The sequence below is a fragment of the Streptomyces sp. ActVer genome (assembly GCF_027270795.1).
Taxonomy (GTDB): domain Bacteria; phylum Actinomycetota; class Actinomycetes; order Streptomycetales; family Streptomycetaceae; genus Streptomyces; species Streptomyces umbrinus_A.
On record NZ_JAPWHT010000095.1, the window covers coordinates 1 to 17,209 of the forward strand.

Consider the following 17,209-nt stretch of genomic DNA (forward strand, 5'->3'; position numbering starts at 1 on the left):
CCAACCACTACATGGAATCCACGAAACCCCAGGTCACAACCACAATCTGAGATCTCTACCGAACCCGGGGCGGTTCAGCCAGCCCGGCGCCGATGGCCACGGAGGCGGCCGCCATGTCGGCGGTGTGGGCCACACCGAACGGTGCGCCGCTGACAGGCACCAGTGTGGGGGCGGGATGAGTGTGCAGGGTTCCGGCGTTGGCGGAGGTATAGGACGATCCGGTGTGCTGCGCGGTACGCCGGGCCCGGCGCTTGCGGGCGTGATCCTTGCTCATGGCATGGCCTCGAGTTCTGCGCTCCGGGCCCATGATCCGGGTGCGCGGACGGCGGGCGCATGCGGATCTGCTGATCGCTCTGAACAGCTCTGGTGGTGCGCGCAGTTGATGCGGCTATGCCGTGCACGAAGCCCGGGCACCTTTGCCGGTGTGGGGCTGTTCATGGGCCAGCCCCGGCTTGGGCCGATGTGCTCGACCAGTAACGAGGCTACTCCCGCGACGAGGGCCGAGGGGGCTGATTCGCACCGTTCGCTGCGGCAGCGGCGATCGTGTAAGGGGGGCGGTTACTCCCCTGCGAGGCGGACGCTGCGGTGGGCTGCCAAGGGGCGAGGCTTGTGACAGCACTGGATGAGTCGTCGCGCCTTACGGCCCTCCTTGTCGGCACCACGGGGTTGGGCAGTTCAGGCGTCCTCGAGCGTGGTGCCGCCGCTTGGGGATTGGAGGTGCACGGTGACAGCGGCCGTCCCCGTGGGACTGCCGACGATGACCGCAGGGGCGGTGCCGCGGTTGACGGAGCCGGTGGGGAGCACGGCGAGCGAGGTGATGGGTGCGCCGGTGACCAGGCGGAGAACCTCCTGGCCCGTCTGGTAGTCCCACACACGGATGCTCGTGTCGTCCGAGCAGGCGCTGACGAGCAGGTCACGGTCGGCATTCGGATGAGGCAGGGCAGCAAGGGCGGTGACGGGGCCTTGGTGCCCGGTCAGCGGCACATGGGTTTCTGAACGCGGGGCGAACGGGTCCCACAGCCGGATCACACCGTCCGATCCACCGGTGGCCAGGAGGCGGCCGTCGGCGACGGTCAGGCTGCGCACGGCCCCGATGCGCTGAGGAAGACCCATGTGCGGAGCGTGGCCGGGGTGCAGCAGGCGCACGGCACGGGTGGTGGCAATGGCCAGCACCGGTGATCCGGTGTCGGGCAGCACGGCGAGCGCCCGCACGGTCGCCTCAGCACGCAGCATCGGCAGGTGGGGGGTGCCGTCGTCAATGGGCAGGTACTCGACACGGGAGTCGCTGATGGCGGCGGCAAGGACGGGCTGCCCGGTTTCCGGGTGGGGCAAGCGGGCCAGCGCCCGGACCCTGCTGCTGGAGTAGCGCGAGGGAAGCAGGACGCGCCGTGAGCCTGCTTCCGTGGTGAGTTCGACGCTTCCATCCGCGTACCCGATGGCGATGCGTTCGGCGGCGTCCCGCGTGGGTTCGAGAGCGGTCAGTGCGGTGACGTCTTTGTAGGGGCGGTCGTCGGGCGCGGTCAGCACATGTGTTGCCCGGCCGGTCTGTACGGAGCGCACGGTGATCTCACCGGCACGGCCACCGCTGATGAGACTGGGTGGCCCGGACGGGTGCGGCAGGAGGGCGACATGGTCTGCCGAGGGATGATCGGTATCGCCGTCGGCGGCCGGCGCCTGAAGATTCCACAGGCGAATGGTGCGGTCGAACGATGCGGAGGCCAGGAGAGGCTGGGCTTGCGGGCCGGTGAAGACCGTCAGGCCGCGGATCATCTTGGTGTGCTCGGTGGGAAGTTGGCGGACGAGTACACCGGTGTCGGTATCGAAGACGTGGAGGGCGCCGTCCACGCTGCTGCCGGTAACCAGCAGGGGATCGCCGTAGGGGCCGGGGTGCAGGGCCAGGGATGCCACGGGCTGCCGGATCGGCTGGTGTGGGTGCTGGGCTCGAGTCAGCGGGTTCCAGATGCGCACGGATTTCGCGGAGCGGGACGCAACGATCAGCCGTGGTTCGCGGTCACGTGTGGCGAAGCCGACGACGGCGGAGGCGCCCCTGCCCGTGCCCGGCAGTTCCCCGGCGTCGTCGAACGTCAGGGCATTCACGATGGGGACATAACTGCCGTCCTGGGCAATGGCGAGCAGTGGACTGGCCCCTGGCACGGGGATGACGGCGAGTGCGTGGACGAGGGGTCCGCGGTACCTCCAGCCGACATCCTGCTCCCTTTGGAGGCGGCCGATGCTGTGCAGGGGCCGTCGTGTCTGGATGTGGCCGGTGAGGGGGTCCACCAAGAGGAGGTCCTCGGTGGTGGCGACGGCAAGGAGCGGCCATTCGTATGTGCCACGGCGGCCCCGCCGACGTGCACCCTCGCTGACAGTGGCGACGGCACGAATGCGCCCTGCAAGCAGGGGGGCCGCCTCGCCGGTCTGAGGGTCGCATCGCCACAGACCATGGTCACTTCCGACGATGAGGGAGGGCTCCCCGGAGCGGTCATCCAGCACGGTGAGCGCGCGGGTATGGGGCCCCAGCCCTTCCAGGGCGGTGCCGAAGGGGCTGCCGGAGAGGGGGTCCCACAGTGTGAGGTTGCCCCGCTCGTCCGCGGCTGCCAGCACCACGGAGTCGTCGGTGGTGCGGAAGGTGGCCAGTGCGTAGGGGTTGGCGGGAGTGCCTGCCAGGATGTTGGTGGGCAGATGAAGGTGGTTGAAATGCGGGCGTAGTTGTGGGTGCCGCGTCGGGGTGTGTGCTTGTGTGCTGCCGGTGTGCTGGGCGAGGGCCAGGCTGTCGGCTCGGGAGGCGGGGGGTGCGTCGCCGACGAAGGGCTCGATGCGGGCCCACGCGGCCAGGTGCCGGATGCGATCGGTGGCGGTGATGGGCAGGCCAAGGGAACCACGCACGTTGTCACGGGTCGCCCAGGGCAGGAAGTGGGCCGGGATGTGGTCGTCGTCGACTGCGTTTCCCAGTGCGGCGTGGGTGATCAGGTGCCGTCGCAGGTAGGGGTGCGGGGGGTGCTCGGGCGCCCTTGGAAGCAGCCGGGCGAAGGCCTGGGTGAGCTGCCGGTGAGTGGGTGTGGTGTCGGCTGTCCCGGTACCGCCCTCGGTGGGTGTGTCGGTGGGGGCCAGGAGTGTTTGGGGTGCGGTGCGCAGTGTCTCGCTGACGCGTTCGTGGATGGGGCGGTAGACGGTTCTGCCGTCTTCCTGGGCGGTTGTCAGGTATCCGGTCAGTCGGCTGTCACGTACCACTTGGCGGATGGCGGCTGCCGCGTCGTCGCAGGTGGGATGCAGGGCGTTCACCGCGGCCGGCCAGATGTCGGCCCACGGCAGGCCCGCCCCCTGGGCGAAGGCGGTGGCGCGCAGGACGGCCAGGAGTTCTTCGGGGGTTGCGTCGCCGTGCAGGGCCACATCGGCGAGGTCTTGGCGGAGCAGTTCGTGCGTTCCTTGTCTCAGCTGGCGGCGCCAGGCCAGGTCAGTGGGCTGAGGCAGGAGGGTACGGGCGTGCAGTTGTTGGGCGGCGAGCCGGGCGTCGAGGAAGGACGGGGCCACCTCTTCGGCCACCGCTGTGGCGACACGGCTGATGCGGTCGTCGTCGCGGTCGAGCAGGCGCGAGCCCGCCTGGGGGTCGGCGTGCAGCAGGGATGCGGTGTAGGCGGCGATGTCGTCCTGTGCAGTGAGGGCGTCGGTACGCACTGCCGGGCCGGCGTCGGTTGCCCGCTGCAGCAGGGCCAAGAGATCACTGCCGGTCGGACCGGCAGGGTCGGCACTGGAGGAGTCGGGGCCGGCGGTGGCGGGGCTGCGGATGCCGAGGAGGAGTCGGATGAGGGGCTGGCCGTCGGCGCGCAGGGTGGCCAGCGGGCGCAGGACGTCGGTGATGATGCGGCGCGGGTTGCGGGCTTCGTCGATCCCGTCGATCACTACGGTGAGAGGTGTGCCGTTGCGCATCATGAAGGCGCGGACATAGGCGCGCAGTTCCTCAATCGGATCATGACCGGCCGGTGTCGGGCGTCCGGTGAGGGCCTCGTAGAGCGCGGCGGACAGTTCGTGCGGGTCGGTGTTGCGTGCCAGAACTGCTGCGTCAACAGCGCCTTCGGGGACTTGTAGGTGTTCGGGGATTGCGTCGAGGAAGGAGCGGTAGGCGTCGTCGGCCCGGAATCGGGGATCGCTGAGCGTGACGAGGCGGGCCAGCAGGGCGCTCTTCCCGGAGCCGGCGGGCCCGGTCACGATGAGGACGCCGTCGTCACCGTCGAGGAAGTCGATCATTCGGGTGATCAGAGCGGTTCGCCCGGTGAAGTACCAGCCGAGGGTGCTGCCAGACATCTGGCCGGTGGCGCGGGAGATCCAGTACTCGTCCAGGTCTGCGCGATTCCAGCCGACCTGGCTGCGGGCGTCCTCGAGGAGGGTGGTGTCGGTGTAGCCGGGGTTGGGCAGGCAGGGACTCAGCGCGCGAGCGGCGAGTTGGAGGCTGACGCTGTCGCCCGGGGGCCAGATGCGGTGGATGTCCGCCATGGAGGTGCGGTCCCAGACTGCGGCGCGGATCGCATGGAAGTCTTCCCAGCTCAGATGGGAGCGCGCGTATCCGTTGGTCTGGTCTTCGCAGTGCGCGCGGACCGCGGCCAGCAGTGAGGTGAAGGCCTGAAGTCGCGGTCTGGCATCTTCGTTGCCGGCGGTCAGCACGACCAGGGATCCCAAAGCTCGGCGGTCCTCATCCAATGCTTTGAGTTTGTCTTGGAGTTCGTCCGTCAGGCGGCCGGAGAAGCAGGAGTCGACCATCACCAGGACGTGCCCCGCGCGGGAGTCGAGGGCGGTGGCGATGAGTTCGGCCGTGGGGAACGCAGTGCCCAGGGGGCGGTTCTCATCCGTGTCGGGCAGCTGCAGAAAATGCTGCCGTCCGCGGGGGGCGAGACCGTGGCCGGTGATGTAGACGACCAGCGCTTCGTCGTCGTCGGCGTCGGCCAGGTCCTGGTCGATCAGGAAGCACCGCAGATCGTGCACGCTGAGCAGCGGCTTAGGCGGGGCTGCAGGAGTGAAGCGCCGTTCGGCTTCCAGGCGTGCGCCCGCCCACCAGTCTTCCACGACCGATACCTGGGCACTGATGCCGGCGCGGAAGGCCTCCCGCTCGGCCGGGGTGCCGTTGTCGTAGTCGCTGACAGCAATGACGACCAGGCGCCGATGAAACGTGGACGGGACGTGTTCTTCGGTCATGACCAGCTACGGGTGGCCGCCCGCGCGACCGGGAGGGTGCGCAGGTACGCCTGGGCGGCGTGGGGATCGATGTTGCCGTTGTCGACTTCGACGTCGGTGACGTTGCGGGCGCCCAGGGCCAGCCCGGCGGCGCCGGTGACGACATCGTCCGGGTCATACACGTTGAGCCACGTGATGTGCGCCGGCATGGCCAGCAGCTCCGGCTCCGGGATGTTCATGGCGCGCCGCACCGCGGGGATGCCCAGGGGGGAGCCGCAGGTGACGAAGGTGTCCACGGCGGTTCCGGCGGTGCCGGGAGCAGCGATCTTCTCCTGCCGGATGAGGTCGTAGGCGATCACGCTGCCCAGCGAGTGGCCGATGACGACGGTGGCGGTGTCATCGCTGAAGGCTTTGAGGACGTGATCGTGGACTTTGGAGGCGAGGTTGGGGTGCTGCAGGTAGAAGCGGACCTCGCGCAGGCAGATGATGAGCTTGCTGACGAACCCCTCTGGGGTGCGGCGGTCGTAGACCATGGCACGGCGGGTGACGCTGACCGGCCACAGCTTCGGCGGCCCGAGCGTCGTCGGATCCAACTCCTCGGCCAGAGCCAGCTCCTGCGGGGTCAGAAGGTCGTCCAGTGCCTCGACGATGAAGGCTTCCTCGTCGTCGGTGAAGGCAGTGGAGTCGTCCGGGAAGAAGTCCGACGGGCCCAACCGGTCCGCGCCCCGCGCCAGGAGCGAGGACCAGTGCGGGATCTCCAGCGTGGGCGTCAACCGGGGGTCGGTGCGCACTGCGTCCTTCCCGTGCAGGGCGGTGATGCCGCGGTTGAGGGCCTTGTTCCAGTCTTTGATCAGCTCGCGCTGCGACGTACGGCCCTGCTTGATGCCGTGCACTCCGACAATGTGCTGCTGCACCCGTTCCCCCACTGCCTGCGCCTGCGTCCCTGCCCAACCATCAGTCTCAGCGGCATGGTTGGGAGCCCACTCTACGGTGGCTGCCGCCTGGCCGCCTCCCGGCCACGTGGAATCGGGTTGCCGACGTTGCCCATGGTCGTGGCCCGCAGCCAGGTTGACGGCGCCAGGTCCGGGCATCGCCCGGCACAGACAGTCCCCCGGCCCCTGGGCGCTAGCCTGTCGCTGATTGGGCGGGACGGACGAGGACGCACAAGATGGCTCAGAGCGGGCACACCAGTGGAACGATCTGCGTCCGGCCGGTGCGGGTCGGCATGGTTCTCCAGCCCGACGCCGAGGCCCTCTCCAGCGCGGTGCAGGCCTGCACCTGTGTCTGGGGCGGGAAGTACTTCCCGTGGCTGGCTCCCGATGCCCCGGACCTTCTTCGCGCGGCCGAGGCGCTTGCGGTCGACGTCTTCTATCCGGTGGCGGGCGATTCAGCAGCGCGTGAGGTCGCGGATCAAGTGGGCTACCGGTGGAAGCCCGATCACGGCACCCCCTTCGGCAGTCACAAACCGCTGGCGGCTCCGGGAGTGCTGGGCGTGGAGTGGCTGCTGGATGACCCCGCTCCCCAACACACGTTCGTGCTGCCCGAGTGGAACACGGCAGATCCACTGGGCCCGTTGTTCGAAGTGTGGTTCGGCCACTACGGCGACTACCCTGCCGCAGCCGACCTACGATCCCGCTTCGCTCGCGTTGCCGAGAGTTGCACGATCGGTGTCGATGCGCCCGTGCCTGCCTTCGATGGTCTGATCACCCCGATCGGTCTGACCCGCCTCGACATGGAGTACAGCTCGGATGATTGCACGAGCATGATCGTCCTGGTGGATGCGGCGGATGCCGCCGATCTCATGCTTTTGTGGACCACCCGGGCTGCCGGTCACCACGTTCTGCCCTGGCCGACGACGCACTCCGGCCGGGTTCGCACCGTGGCCGAGAAATGGCTCCGCGCCGCCTTGCGCGAGGACGTACTGGGCCGTTCGGTGCGGGGGGACGGTCACGACCTGGGACCGACGATCAACCTGATCACCCGGCATCAGCACGTCCCTGAGGATCTCGCCGCCCTGCTGCATGACTTGGGTATCACCGCACTGCCCGGCAGTTCGGTGACGCACGCTCTGCCCCGGCGTGGACGCCATCCGTTCCTGACCGCCTCGGTTAAGGAATTCTCGGTGTCCCTTGCGCCGCAGCAGAGGACTCTGGCCTTGCCGATGCCCCAGGTGGGGCCGACTCGCTGGCGGCCGGACCGGCACTACGCCGGAATCGTGGCGGCTCACGTCACCTTCACCGATGTACGTGCCGCTCATCCCGACTGGACGCCCCTGGTGCCCAACCTGCGTTCGCTGAGCACTCTGCTCGACACACAGCCCGCGAATCTTCCGGAGCCGTTTCACCGGCCTGCCCGCGGTGGCAGGGTCTGCGGTGTCCTGGCCGACAGCGGCACCGACGAGGTGCGCCTGCGCCTGCTGGACAACGCCGACATCCTCGAGGGCCTCTTCCGCGATACTGCCTGGCAGCCGCGCCAGGAGGTCAACGGGCGCAAGGTGACGGGGCTGGCCGAGCGTCTGGGCGGCATCAGCAGCGCGGCCGGATGCGAGCCAGCTGTCTGGCAGGTGCTCCACACGGCGTCCAAGAGTGCCGACGGCCTGGTCCACAACCATCTCGTAGGGCTCGCCAACAAGCACCGGGGGTACTGGCCCGGGCCCGTGAGCACGCCGAACGGTCGCGCGAGCTACGCCACGAAGGTGGTCCTGGCCCTGCAGCAGCGTGGCCTTCTGGAACCGGTCGCCCAGCTGCACTGTCCCGAATGCGGCGGGTTCACCACGGTGCCCGCGCCTCGGCTGGAAGCGGACATGGCCTGCTCGCACTGCGGGCGCCAATTTCCGCTCGGCTATCTCCTGGGCGCATCACCGCGGCGCTTTGACTGGCAGTTCCGACTCGCAGACGGCATAACGCGAAACCTGATGGCCGAGACCCGGCCAGTGATGGCGGCCGCGACTGTTCTTGCCTGCTACCACCAGCAGCTCTTTCCTATCGGCTTGCAGCCCGCTGCCAGCGGCACCACGATGACGTGCCAGATGGGCGTCAGCTTCCAGTTCCCGGGTGGGCCGCGTGAGGTGGACCTCGTGGTGGTGCTGGACGACGGGCCACAGCCAGTGGTGGTGGTCGGCGAGGTCAAGGGTGGGCTGAGTGCCCAGCCGGGCGATCTCATCAACCAGGACGACCTCGACGTGCTGACCACCATCCAGACCCGCCTTCGGGAGCAGCGGGTGGAGTGCTACCTCCTGGCCGCCGTGCTGCGCGATCACCTTGAGCCCAGCGAGCGGGACGCTCTGCAGAGACTGTGCACGCATCCCCCGATCACACTCAACGACCATCAAGGGTTCGTTCATCCCGTCCTGCCGATCGTGCTGACCGGGGCGGACCTCACCCAGCCGCAGTTCTCCGACGGGCACCTCCACTGGTGGTCTCGGCATGGCCTGCCCGGACTGGCCCAAGAGAGCTGCCGTCGCAACCTGTACGACCCGGGGATCTGAGGGCGTGGCTTCTCGCCTCTCGCCTCGCCGCGCTACGGCGGCGGGTGTCCTGGTGGTGCGCATCGCAGGACTGCGCTGGCTGTTGTATGTCAGTGCTGGGAAGAGCGCAGGTACATCGGCAGGACGGTGCGCATGAGTTGTTCGCCGCGGGTGGTGATGGCGTCGAAGTGGGTGCCGTTCATGGCACGGAAGTTGGTCGGGTAGGTAGCCACCGCGCTGCGCGGGACGAGGTCGGCGGGCGGCGCTGGCAGACGGTCGTCCTTCATGCCGAGGTAGGCCAGCGCGAAGCCGTCGATGCGTCCGCTGGCGGCCCATTCGTGCAGGCGGGAGCGGGCGGAGTCCTGGGCTTTGCGGTGGACGGTGGCGAAGGAGCGGTTTAGGCGGCCTGCCATGAAGTGCGGTGTTTTCAGGGCGAGTTCGCCCAGTCCCGCGTCGCACGCGATGACGAAGGGCACGTCGTAGACGTGCTGGGTGTGGCGCGGTGAGCGTCCAGGTTCCAGGACGGACAGGCCGAGGTTGTCGTAGACGCCGCCGTCGGTGAGCAGCACAGTGTGCTGTTCGTGGTGTCCGCCGGGGCGCTGGAAGGTGAAGGTGCGCTCCAGAGCCGGCAGGAAGGCGGGGTAGGCGGCGGAAGCGGCCACGGCGGTGGCGACGTGGACGGGTTCGGTGATAGTGCCGTAGCGGGAACAGCCGCTGCGGGCGCTGCCGAAGCGGACGGCGTTGGTGGTGGCCAGGTCGGTGGCGGTCAGGACGACGTCCAGGCCGGGGTGGGTGACGTCGGCCATGGTGGTAGTGGCGAAGGCCTTACGGGCCAGGACGGCGGCCAGGGCGTCGGTACGGTTGGCGAGACGGGCGACGCTGACGTCGGTGGTGCGGGTGAACAATTGGCGAGCGCCTGCGCGGGCGGCCGCGGTGAGGTTGCGGGCGGCCGCGGAGGGCTTGAACGCCTGGCGTGCGATGTCGAGTTGCAGGCCGGAGCGCAGCAGGTCGGTGGTGCGGGCGTCGAAGTCGGCGAAGTCGGGCGGGCCATAGGCCCATAGGGCGGCGAGCAGGGATCCGCCGGAGATGCCAGAGACGACGCGGATGCGGTCGAGGAGATCGCGGTCGTGCAGGGCACGCAGGCAGCCGAGGTGGAAGGCGGCCGCGCGGGAGCCTCCGCCGGACAGGGCAAGACCGAGGGTTCGGGTCATGGGCGGGAGTCGTCCGATCGGCGAGGGGCGGGCACGGTGCTATCGGCGGTGGTGGGGCGGGTGGCGTAGCCGCCGGGCCACCAGAGGGCCGAGTGAGGGCGGCCGGGTGGCAGCGTCTCTGCTGGTGGGGTGGTGGCTGCGGTGGTGCGGGTGGCGAGGCGGGCGTAGAGGTCTGGTCCGTCGCCGGTGGCGAGCCATTTGTCCCAAACGGGTTGCGGTCCGCCGGCGATGAGGACGAGGGCGCGGGCGGGGGCGTCGTCCAAGGGCAGGGTCAGCAGTTCCATGGCGGTGCGGTCGGTGGCGCTGGGCTGTGCCGGGGTGTGGGGGTGGGTGTGCCACAGGCCGAGAAAGCGGCTGGTGTTGCCGGTCGCGGTGCGGCGGGCGGCGAGGTGGCGGGTGACGCCGTCCAGGCCGTGCTGGAAGTAAGCCTCGCTCAGCAGGGAGTCCGGGGGCGGGCCGGTGGCCTCGTCGACGTAGATGATGCCGGTGGAGTCGTCGATGGCGCCCAGCAGCATGCCGCCGGTCTCGACGCGGGGGCCGCGGACGCGGGCGCCACGGCGGGCTTCGGCCCGCATCTCGGCGAAGGCGGCGGGGGCGATGCGGACGTCGTAGCCGGTGGCCTCGTCGGTGACGATCGTGTCGTTGCGCCATGTCAGCCAGCGCGGCCCGGCAGGCTGGGGGTCGGTGGGGCCGCTCGGGGTGCGGACGGTGAGCGCCGCCATGGTGTGCCGGTCGTCAGGGGCGCTGACGGCGTGCAGGATGCCGGTCATGAGCTGTCCGGCCAAGGCGGCGACGTCGGCGGCCGAGCCGGTGAAGGTAGCGTCCGAGCAGCCGGGTTCGGGCTGGAAGAGCTCGGTGCGGGGCTCGGTAGGGAAGAAGTCCTCGACCATGTCGACCAGGGCCCGGGTGGGATCCGTGCGGGCGGTCAGAGCGGTACGGCGCAGCACGTCGGTGCCTCCGCCGCTGGCCGAGCGGGGTGAGAGCGCGGCGATGCCGCGGGTGGCCTGGTGGCCGATCATCACGGTGGCCAGGTGCGGCCATACGGTCGGGTCGGTGCGGCGGGCGCGTTCGAGGTAGGCCCGCACGACACGGTTGGCGGTGCAGTCCAGGATCAGGTCGAAGGAGTGCACGTCAAGGGCGGAAAAACGGCGGGTGATGTCGGCGACGACGGGCTCGATGCGGGTGGCATGCGGGTCGATCTCATTGAGGCGGGCGGCCAGGACGTCGGCCTTGGGATGGCCGATGTCGGCGTCGGCGTAGGGCTGGCGGGCGTGGATGCCGGGGTGCACGAGTGACTGGTCGACGACGGTGATGTGGGCGGCCCCGGCACGGGCGCAGATGTCGGCGGCGGGCGCGCCGAGTGCGCCGGCGCCCAGGACCAGGATGCGTTTGCCGTGCAGCCAGGCCGCCGGGGTGTGGTGGTCGCGGCGGACGGTGACCTCGGGGCGGGCCTCGTACAGGCCGATCCACCGGATGGTCAGGGTGTCGAGCCATTCCTCGCCGATCTGCATGATCTCGTCGCCGAGTTCGGGCAGTTGGCGGTCGATGTAGGCGGTGACGGCGAGGCGGGTGAGTTTGTCGGCGAAGTCGGGCAGGTGCCAGGCCACCAGGTGGGTCCGGCGGAGGCCGTGGCCGCTGGTCCCCCGGGAGGGGGTGCCCAGCAGCAGGTGGACCGGGGCGGCCGGGTGCGGCTTGTCGTCCGGTCCGGTCTGCTCGGCGGTAGTGCGCAGGCGGCGGTTGTGGTCGGCTGTCACGCCGACGAGACCAAGGACCATGCGTGCGGTGATCCGGCCGCGGGCGAGGGCGGTGATGAGCGCCCGGGCGGTGTCGGGGTATTCGAAGGTCAGGTGGTCTGCGGTGATCACGGCCGGGGCGAGGAACACCTCGGCGTCGTTGGGGAGTTGGGCTGCGGCGCGGGCATCGGCGAGGGTCTGCGGCCACGGTGGGCCGAAGGGGAGCCAGCCGACCACGTCACTGCGCTCATCACTGATGCGGTGCAGGAGGGCCGCGCCCAGCCACGGCTCGTCGTCCTCGGCGGTGGGCGCGTCGCGGCGGACGACGAGCAGACCGTCCGCGTAGTCGCCCACCGCGTGGGGTGGGTGCAGGGGCTCGCCGGGGGCGTCCAGTTCTCCGGCCGCGGCGGCCCTGAACCAGTCCAGCAGGCGGGTGATGAGCCCGTACATGCCATCGTGCGGGTCCCACTCGGTCGCCGTGGAGCGGTACAGGCAGGGGAAATGGGCCCAGACGACGTGCGGGGCCCCGGCGAAGCGGCTGTGCCGGGTGTACACCAGCGGGACCTCGAAGGGAAAGTCCGGCGGGATGTAGAGCGTGACGGGCTCCTCGCTGCGCAGCCGCACCCCGTCCTCGGCGCAGGGCAGCCCGGCGCAGCCCACGCTGATGCGCGCCTCCACGAAGCCCGTGGGGGCCTTGGCGGGTGCCGTGTCCACATGGGCGAGGAAGAGGCCGCCGCGGGCTGAGCCGGTGACCTGCCGGAGCTGGTCGAGGGCAAGTTGCTGGCCAGCCGTGACGGCCGTAGTGGTGCGGTCGCTCACGCGTCACCGAATCCCAGGGGCGTGGCGGGTGCGGCCTTGTCTCCGCGGGCCTGCTCGACGGCGCTGCGCGCGGCGGCGGCCGCCCGCGGGGAGGGAAGCGCCGCGGTGGCAGTGAAGGCGGCAGCCGGGAAGCGGGTAGTGCCCAGCGCGGCCAGCATCCGGCGGCCACCGCCCGCGGCCTTCATCACCAGGGACTTGTGCTCCAGCTCGGCGACGTCGACGAGTTCGAACCCGAGGAAGGGCTCCAGGGCGAACACCACCGGCCGGGGCTCGTCCTGGGTGGGGTACTCCCCCGTGCACAGCACCGGCAGCACGGTGATCTCCTCGTAGGCGTCACGGGCCAGCAGATGGGGAGGGTTGTGCCCCTTCTCGTCCTGGTCCCGGAAGGGCCGCGAACTGGCGATCACCCGCGCGTCCGGGCTGGCGTAGGCCTCGAACTGGTCGAGGATGTCCTGCTTGCGCTCCTCCTCGCCGTCCTCCCCCGGCGCATACATGACCTTCTTGGAGCAGTGGTGCGGGGAGAGCAGCAGGTCCCACTCCACCCGGCCGGTGTTGCCGAAGTACTCACTGTTTTCGAAGATCTTCTTGATCGTGGGGTAGGCGAGGTCGCCGAGGAGGAGGAGCCGGCCCGTCGTGCCGTCACCGGTGTGCATGCGGATCTGCAGGGCGAGGGAGGTCTCGTTGCGCTCGCCGGCGCAGTCGCCTTTGAACGGGGCGTGGACGAACGCCTCGAACGTCTCCGACAGGTCGTTGCCGTCAATCATCGTGATCGTCTTGCCGGGGAAGGTGAAGTACTCGTCGGGCAGCTCGCTGTAGGAGTGCTGGTCGCGGTCGTCGTCGTAACCGATGATCCGTACCCGGTCGCCGCTGGCGGGCTCCTCACCGCTCTCGAGGGCCTCCAAGGTGGCGGCGACGCGGCGCTCGACCTCGTCCTGGAAGAGTTGGGCGTCCTGGCACATGGTCTTGTCCTCGGAGATCTCCCGCCACAGCCGGGGGGTTGCCCAGATCTCCCCGATCAGGATGCCGCTGTCCAGCAGGTCACCGAACCCGCAGCAGTGGTCCAGGTCGGCGTGGGTCAGGGCGAACACCGCGAGGTAGGGGGTCTCCCCGTCCAGCCAGTCGGGGCACGGCAGGGTATCCGCCAGCCGGTCGATGACTGCCGCGACCACCGCCCCCTTCTCGTCGGCGGCCTTCATGTCCCGCAGATCGACCTGGAGGACCAGGTCGCCGCCGAGCACGATCGTGGTGGAGTCGCCCGTGCCGACCGGCCAGAACACCACCCCCCGCTCGGGAAGTTCCGTCTCGACCATGCCCTGCCTCTTCACTCGGCTTTGATCAACTAACGGGGAAACCACACAAATTCTCCCTGTCTTCACATCTACCATGCGCCACTGACAACACGGCCTCATCAGGCATTTCATGCGTCAACAGGGCCAACGTCAGGGGCCCTTGCCCGCCCCGGATACGCCGGCACGTGGCCTCTTCGCGGGTCGGGGCCGGGTGACAGGGAGGGCGGTCCACGTGCTGTGTCAGCGCTTGCTGCGGCGTGGGGGCGCACCCGCAGCAGGCCCCGGGTGCGATGCGCGGCGGCACCGCGATCGGAACGGCATGATCAAAATTCCCGAACAGGCTCGACCTCTCTCAACGCCTTCGTCGGCCAAGCCCACGGCCATCTCGGCAGACGGGGATGCGTCACCACTAGAGCGGCCTGGAAGGTTCACCTTCCAGACCCGGGAAGGCGTGCTGTTCCAGTCTGCGGGTCTTCCCCGGATCCCGGCCCCTTGGGCCCCTGCACTGAACCGCACGGTGCGGGAGATCACGGAGACATCTCTGTGGGCCGGGTCGAGGCCTCGCGACGCGGGGCGGGCCCCTGCCGGGTCCTCCCGCACTGCGGCCGACGCAGCCGTTACCTCGGCCGGGACCGTTACCCTGGCGGGGTGCACGACCAGGAACCGCCACCGGCCAGCGGCACTGCCCAGGACAGCGCGCCGCAGCCGGCTGCCCCACTCAATCCGGCGCAACTTCGGCGTATCACGTCCCTGCACCGCGGATTCACCTACCAGAACCTGTACGCCGTGGGCTGCCTGCTGCGGCTGCGTGAGGCCGGTGCGCAGACGCTGGTGATGGAGTTGGACGAGGACGTGGAGGTCGTGCTCCCGGATCGGTACCTCTACCTGCAGGTCAAAACCCGGCAGGGCAACCTGACGTGGGGTGACATCGAGGGATCGGTCGCGCAGTTCGCCGATCTGCGTGCCGAGCACACGGCAGGGCGGCGCCTGGGCGCACCGAAGCTGATCGTGATCAGCAACACCGCCCCGGGTCCGGATCTGCTGCAACGGACCCAGCAGCCGGGCTGGCCAGCGGATGTGTCGCTGCTGTGGCCGGGTCATCCCGATCCGGAGGAGGCGTGGCTGCCGCCCGCTGCTGCGGATCTCACCGGCCTCCGGCAGTGGTGCACCGAGCAGGCCGCCCAGGTCCCGTTCGGGTCCCTGGGAGCGCAGACGCTGGTAGGGAAGCTGACTGCTCGCGTGCAGTACGCGAGTGCCGGAGCCCATGGGCGAGCCTTTCATGCCAGTGAACTGCCCGGCCTGTACGAGCAGTTCGTCGAGGAGCTGCAGGCCTTTCCCCAGGTTCCCGACGTCTACTGGCCGCATGGCAGCGAACCGGAGCTGACGGGCGAGCGGCGTGTGCGGCTGGTGACGGGCTTCTCCGGGGCAGGCAAGACGACCTGGGCGGCACACGCCGCCGCCCGGTGCCCGCTCCCGGTCACCTACTTCGATGCCGGGAAGATGCCGCCCGCGGTGGTGCCCGGAGCGCTGGCCCGGGAGGTTGCTGCCCGGCACCTGAGCGGGTCCGAGGTCGTCAGCCTGCCGAGCGGGGCCGGCATCGACGTCCTGCGGGCCGTGCACGGCCGACTGGCCCACGATGGCACAGCCATCGCGGTCGTCATCGACAACGTGCACGACCTCCCATCCGACGACGTACGGCTACTTGTCCAGGCGCTGCCGACGGCCAAGATCACGCTGCTGGGCCACCCCCACCCGGAGCAGAACCCGCTTGCCGCGCATCTGGGGATCTCCGCCGAGTCCCTGCCCGGCTGGGACACCGACACCGTGGCCGCCGTCTTCGCCACCGAAGGCTGCACCCTGGACTACCCCACCGCCCAGCGCATCCTGGCCTTGACGGCCGGCCTGCCCCTGTACGTGCTCAACTCCGCGCACCTGGCCCGCACCGTGCACGCGGGCGACGGGGCCGCCTTCTGCGACGCCGTTCAGGCACAGACCCATCTCACCCCCACCACCCAGGAAGTCATCCTGGCACAGATCTTCGAGCAGCTTTCCGCACCGGCACGCACCACCGCCGGGCTGCTGTCGATCGCCGAGGTCCCCATGACCGCCGCTGAGCTCCAGCAGCTGGCCGCGGCCGCCGGGAGCACAGGACCAGCCGCGACCCGGGCCGTGCGTGAACTCGCCGGCCGCGGCCTAACGCAGGCCTTCGCCGACGGCCACTGTCAACTCCACGACGCAATCCGCACCCTGGCTGCCCAAGCAGCCGAAGACCTGCCCGCGAAGACCACCGACGCCGTCAGGCAAGCCCTGGTTGGCCTACTGGAGGGACACCGGGGGCTCGCACGGCTGGCCCGGTGGATGCGCCTGCTGGCCGACACCGGACAGATCGACATCCTGCTCGAACTCACCGGCCAGGAAGGCTTCTTCCAGGGCGGCTACCCCCGTGAACTGCGCGCCGTGATCGCAGAGGTGGCCCAGGACACCGACCGCGACACCATCAGTCGCCTGGAAGCCCACAACGCACTGGCCACCTGGGCTTACGGGGACGACGACTGGGACACCTGCGCACGGCACGTGCACGCCATGGAGACCCTCGCTGAGACCAGCAACCAGATCGGCCCTCGGGAGAAAGTCTTGCTGGCCACCCGACAATTCATCCTGTACGGGCAGGCATGCGACGTCGACGCACTCGGCTCAGCCTTCCACAGCGCGCTCGCCGGGATCCCTGTTCCCTCGCCCCACGAACGAGCCCTGCGCTACGGCTACGCGCAGAGCCTGTTTCTCGCCGACGCCTACCAGGATGCGGGCAACGCCGCGATGGAGCTCGCCGATATCTACCGCCGCCACCTCGGCCTGGAGATCACCCACATCCTCGGCAACACCGAGGCGTTGCAAGAGGCCTGCGAGACCAGCGAAAACCCCGACGACTACAAGCGCCTGGCCGACTGCTTCGCCCTGTTCGTCAAGTCCTGTCGCCGACTCGGCCTCGACTACGGCCCTATGGCCTTCCCCGCGATGAAGCTATATCTGTTCACCGCCGCCTGGCGCTCTGCCATCGACCTGGGCCAGGACGTCGTCGAGTCCCTGATGCGAGCCGACGAAACCCGAGCAGCCCTGGACCTGATAAACCGTCAGCTCATCCCCGTGGCTGAGGACTACAACCTGCCTGAGGACATGATCGGGCTGCGTTCCCAGCGCGCCGTCGTACTGGCCTACCTCGGAGACATCGCCGCCGCCCGTGCCGAACTCGACAGCCTCGGTCACTACGAAGTCACCCCTGAGCAGGCCTACGACATCCAGCACCAACGGGGCATCGTCGAAAGACTCGCCGCGCAGTAGGGCGAAGCACTGCGCGGGCCATAAACCCGCCCGGTGCAGGCCTGCCCTCAGACGGCCGACGAGACGACAGCCCGGTTCTCCGGCGGCCCCTGGGCAGACCATGCACCGCCAACCCCGTATCGCCGACCTCGTGCTGCCCGTCACCTAGCGACCAGCGGTGAACTCGCGAGTTGTGATTGATGATGG

At 69.6% G+C, this 17,209-nt stretch carries 8 protein-coding genes; 2 read left to right on the plus strand and 6 right to left on the minus strand.

Going from position 1 to position 17,209, the window contains the following annotated elements; translation table 11 throughout:
- Positions 1 to 55 precede the first annotated feature (55 nt).
- From O3Q52_RS17800 to O3Q52_RS17810, 3 genes are all read right to left on the minus strand, one after another.
- Positions 56 to 274, minus strand: coding sequence for a hypothetical protein (locus tag O3Q52_RS17800; RefSeq protein ID WP_269649771.1), 219 nt, complete (start codon positions 272 to 274; stop codon positions 56 to 58).
- Between the two features lie 401 nt (positions 275 to 675).
- Positions 676 to 5,187, minus strand: a complete 4,512-nt coding sequence (locus O3Q52_RS17805; protein ID WP_269649772.1) for an AAA family ATPase — start codon at positions 5,185 to 5,187, stop codon at positions 676 to 678.
- The gene (locus O3Q52_RS17810) at positions 5,184 to 6,080 is read right to left on the minus strand and encodes an endopeptidase (RefSeq protein ID WP_269649773.1); all 897 of its coding nucleotides are present in this window, start codon (positions 6,078 to 6,080) and stop codon (positions 5,184 to 5,186) included. The genes O3Q52_RS17805 and O3Q52_RS17810 overlap by 4 nt, the downstream gene beginning before the upstream one ends.
- Positions 6,081 to 6,334: 254 nt before the next feature.
- Here O3Q52_RS17810 and O3Q52_RS17815 point away from each other — a divergent pair, with 254 nt between their 5' ends.
- The gene (locus tag O3Q52_RS17815; RefSeq protein ID WP_269649774.1) at positions 6,335 to 8,653 is read left to right on the plus strand and encodes a hypothetical protein; all 2,319 of its coding nucleotides are present in this window, start codon (positions 6,335 to 6,337) and stop codon (positions 8,651 to 8,653) included.
- 89 nt (positions 8,654 to 8,742) lie between these two features.
- Here O3Q52_RS17815 and O3Q52_RS17820 read toward each other — a convergent pair whose 3' ends face one another.
- The 3 genes from O3Q52_RS17820 to O3Q52_RS17830 are packed head-to-tail and all read right to left on the minus strand — an operon-like array spanning position 8,743 to position 13,705.
- Positions 8,743 to 9,843, minus strand: a complete 1,101-nt coding sequence (locus O3Q52_RS17820) for a patatin-like phospholipase family protein (protein WP_269649775.1) — start codon at positions 9,841 to 9,843, stop codon at positions 8,743 to 8,745.
- Positions 9,840 to 12,395 carry a ThiF family adenylyltransferase gene (locus O3Q52_RS17825; RefSeq protein WP_269649776.1) on the minus strand — a complete coding sequence of 852 codons (2,556 nt, stop codon included), beginning with the start codon at positions 12,393 to 12,395 and terminating at the stop codon, positions 9,840 to 9,842. The genes O3Q52_RS17820 and O3Q52_RS17825 overlap by 4 nt, the downstream gene beginning before the upstream one ends.
- A complete protein-coding gene (locus O3Q52_RS17830) occupies positions 12,392 to 13,705 on the minus strand; it encodes a hypothetical protein (RefSeq protein ID WP_269649777.1) in 1,314 nt (437 codons plus the stop codon). The genes O3Q52_RS17825 and O3Q52_RS17830 overlap by 4 nt, the downstream gene beginning before the upstream one ends.
- Before the next feature lie 627 nt (positions 13,706 to 14,332).
- Here O3Q52_RS17830 and O3Q52_RS17835 point away from each other — a divergent pair.
- Positions 14,333 to 17,023, plus strand: a complete 2,691-nt coding sequence (locus tag O3Q52_RS17835) for a hypothetical protein (RefSeq protein ID WP_269649778.1) — start codon at positions 14,333 to 14,335, stop codon at positions 17,021 to 17,023.
- Positions 17,024 to 17,209 lie beyond the last annotated feature (186 nt).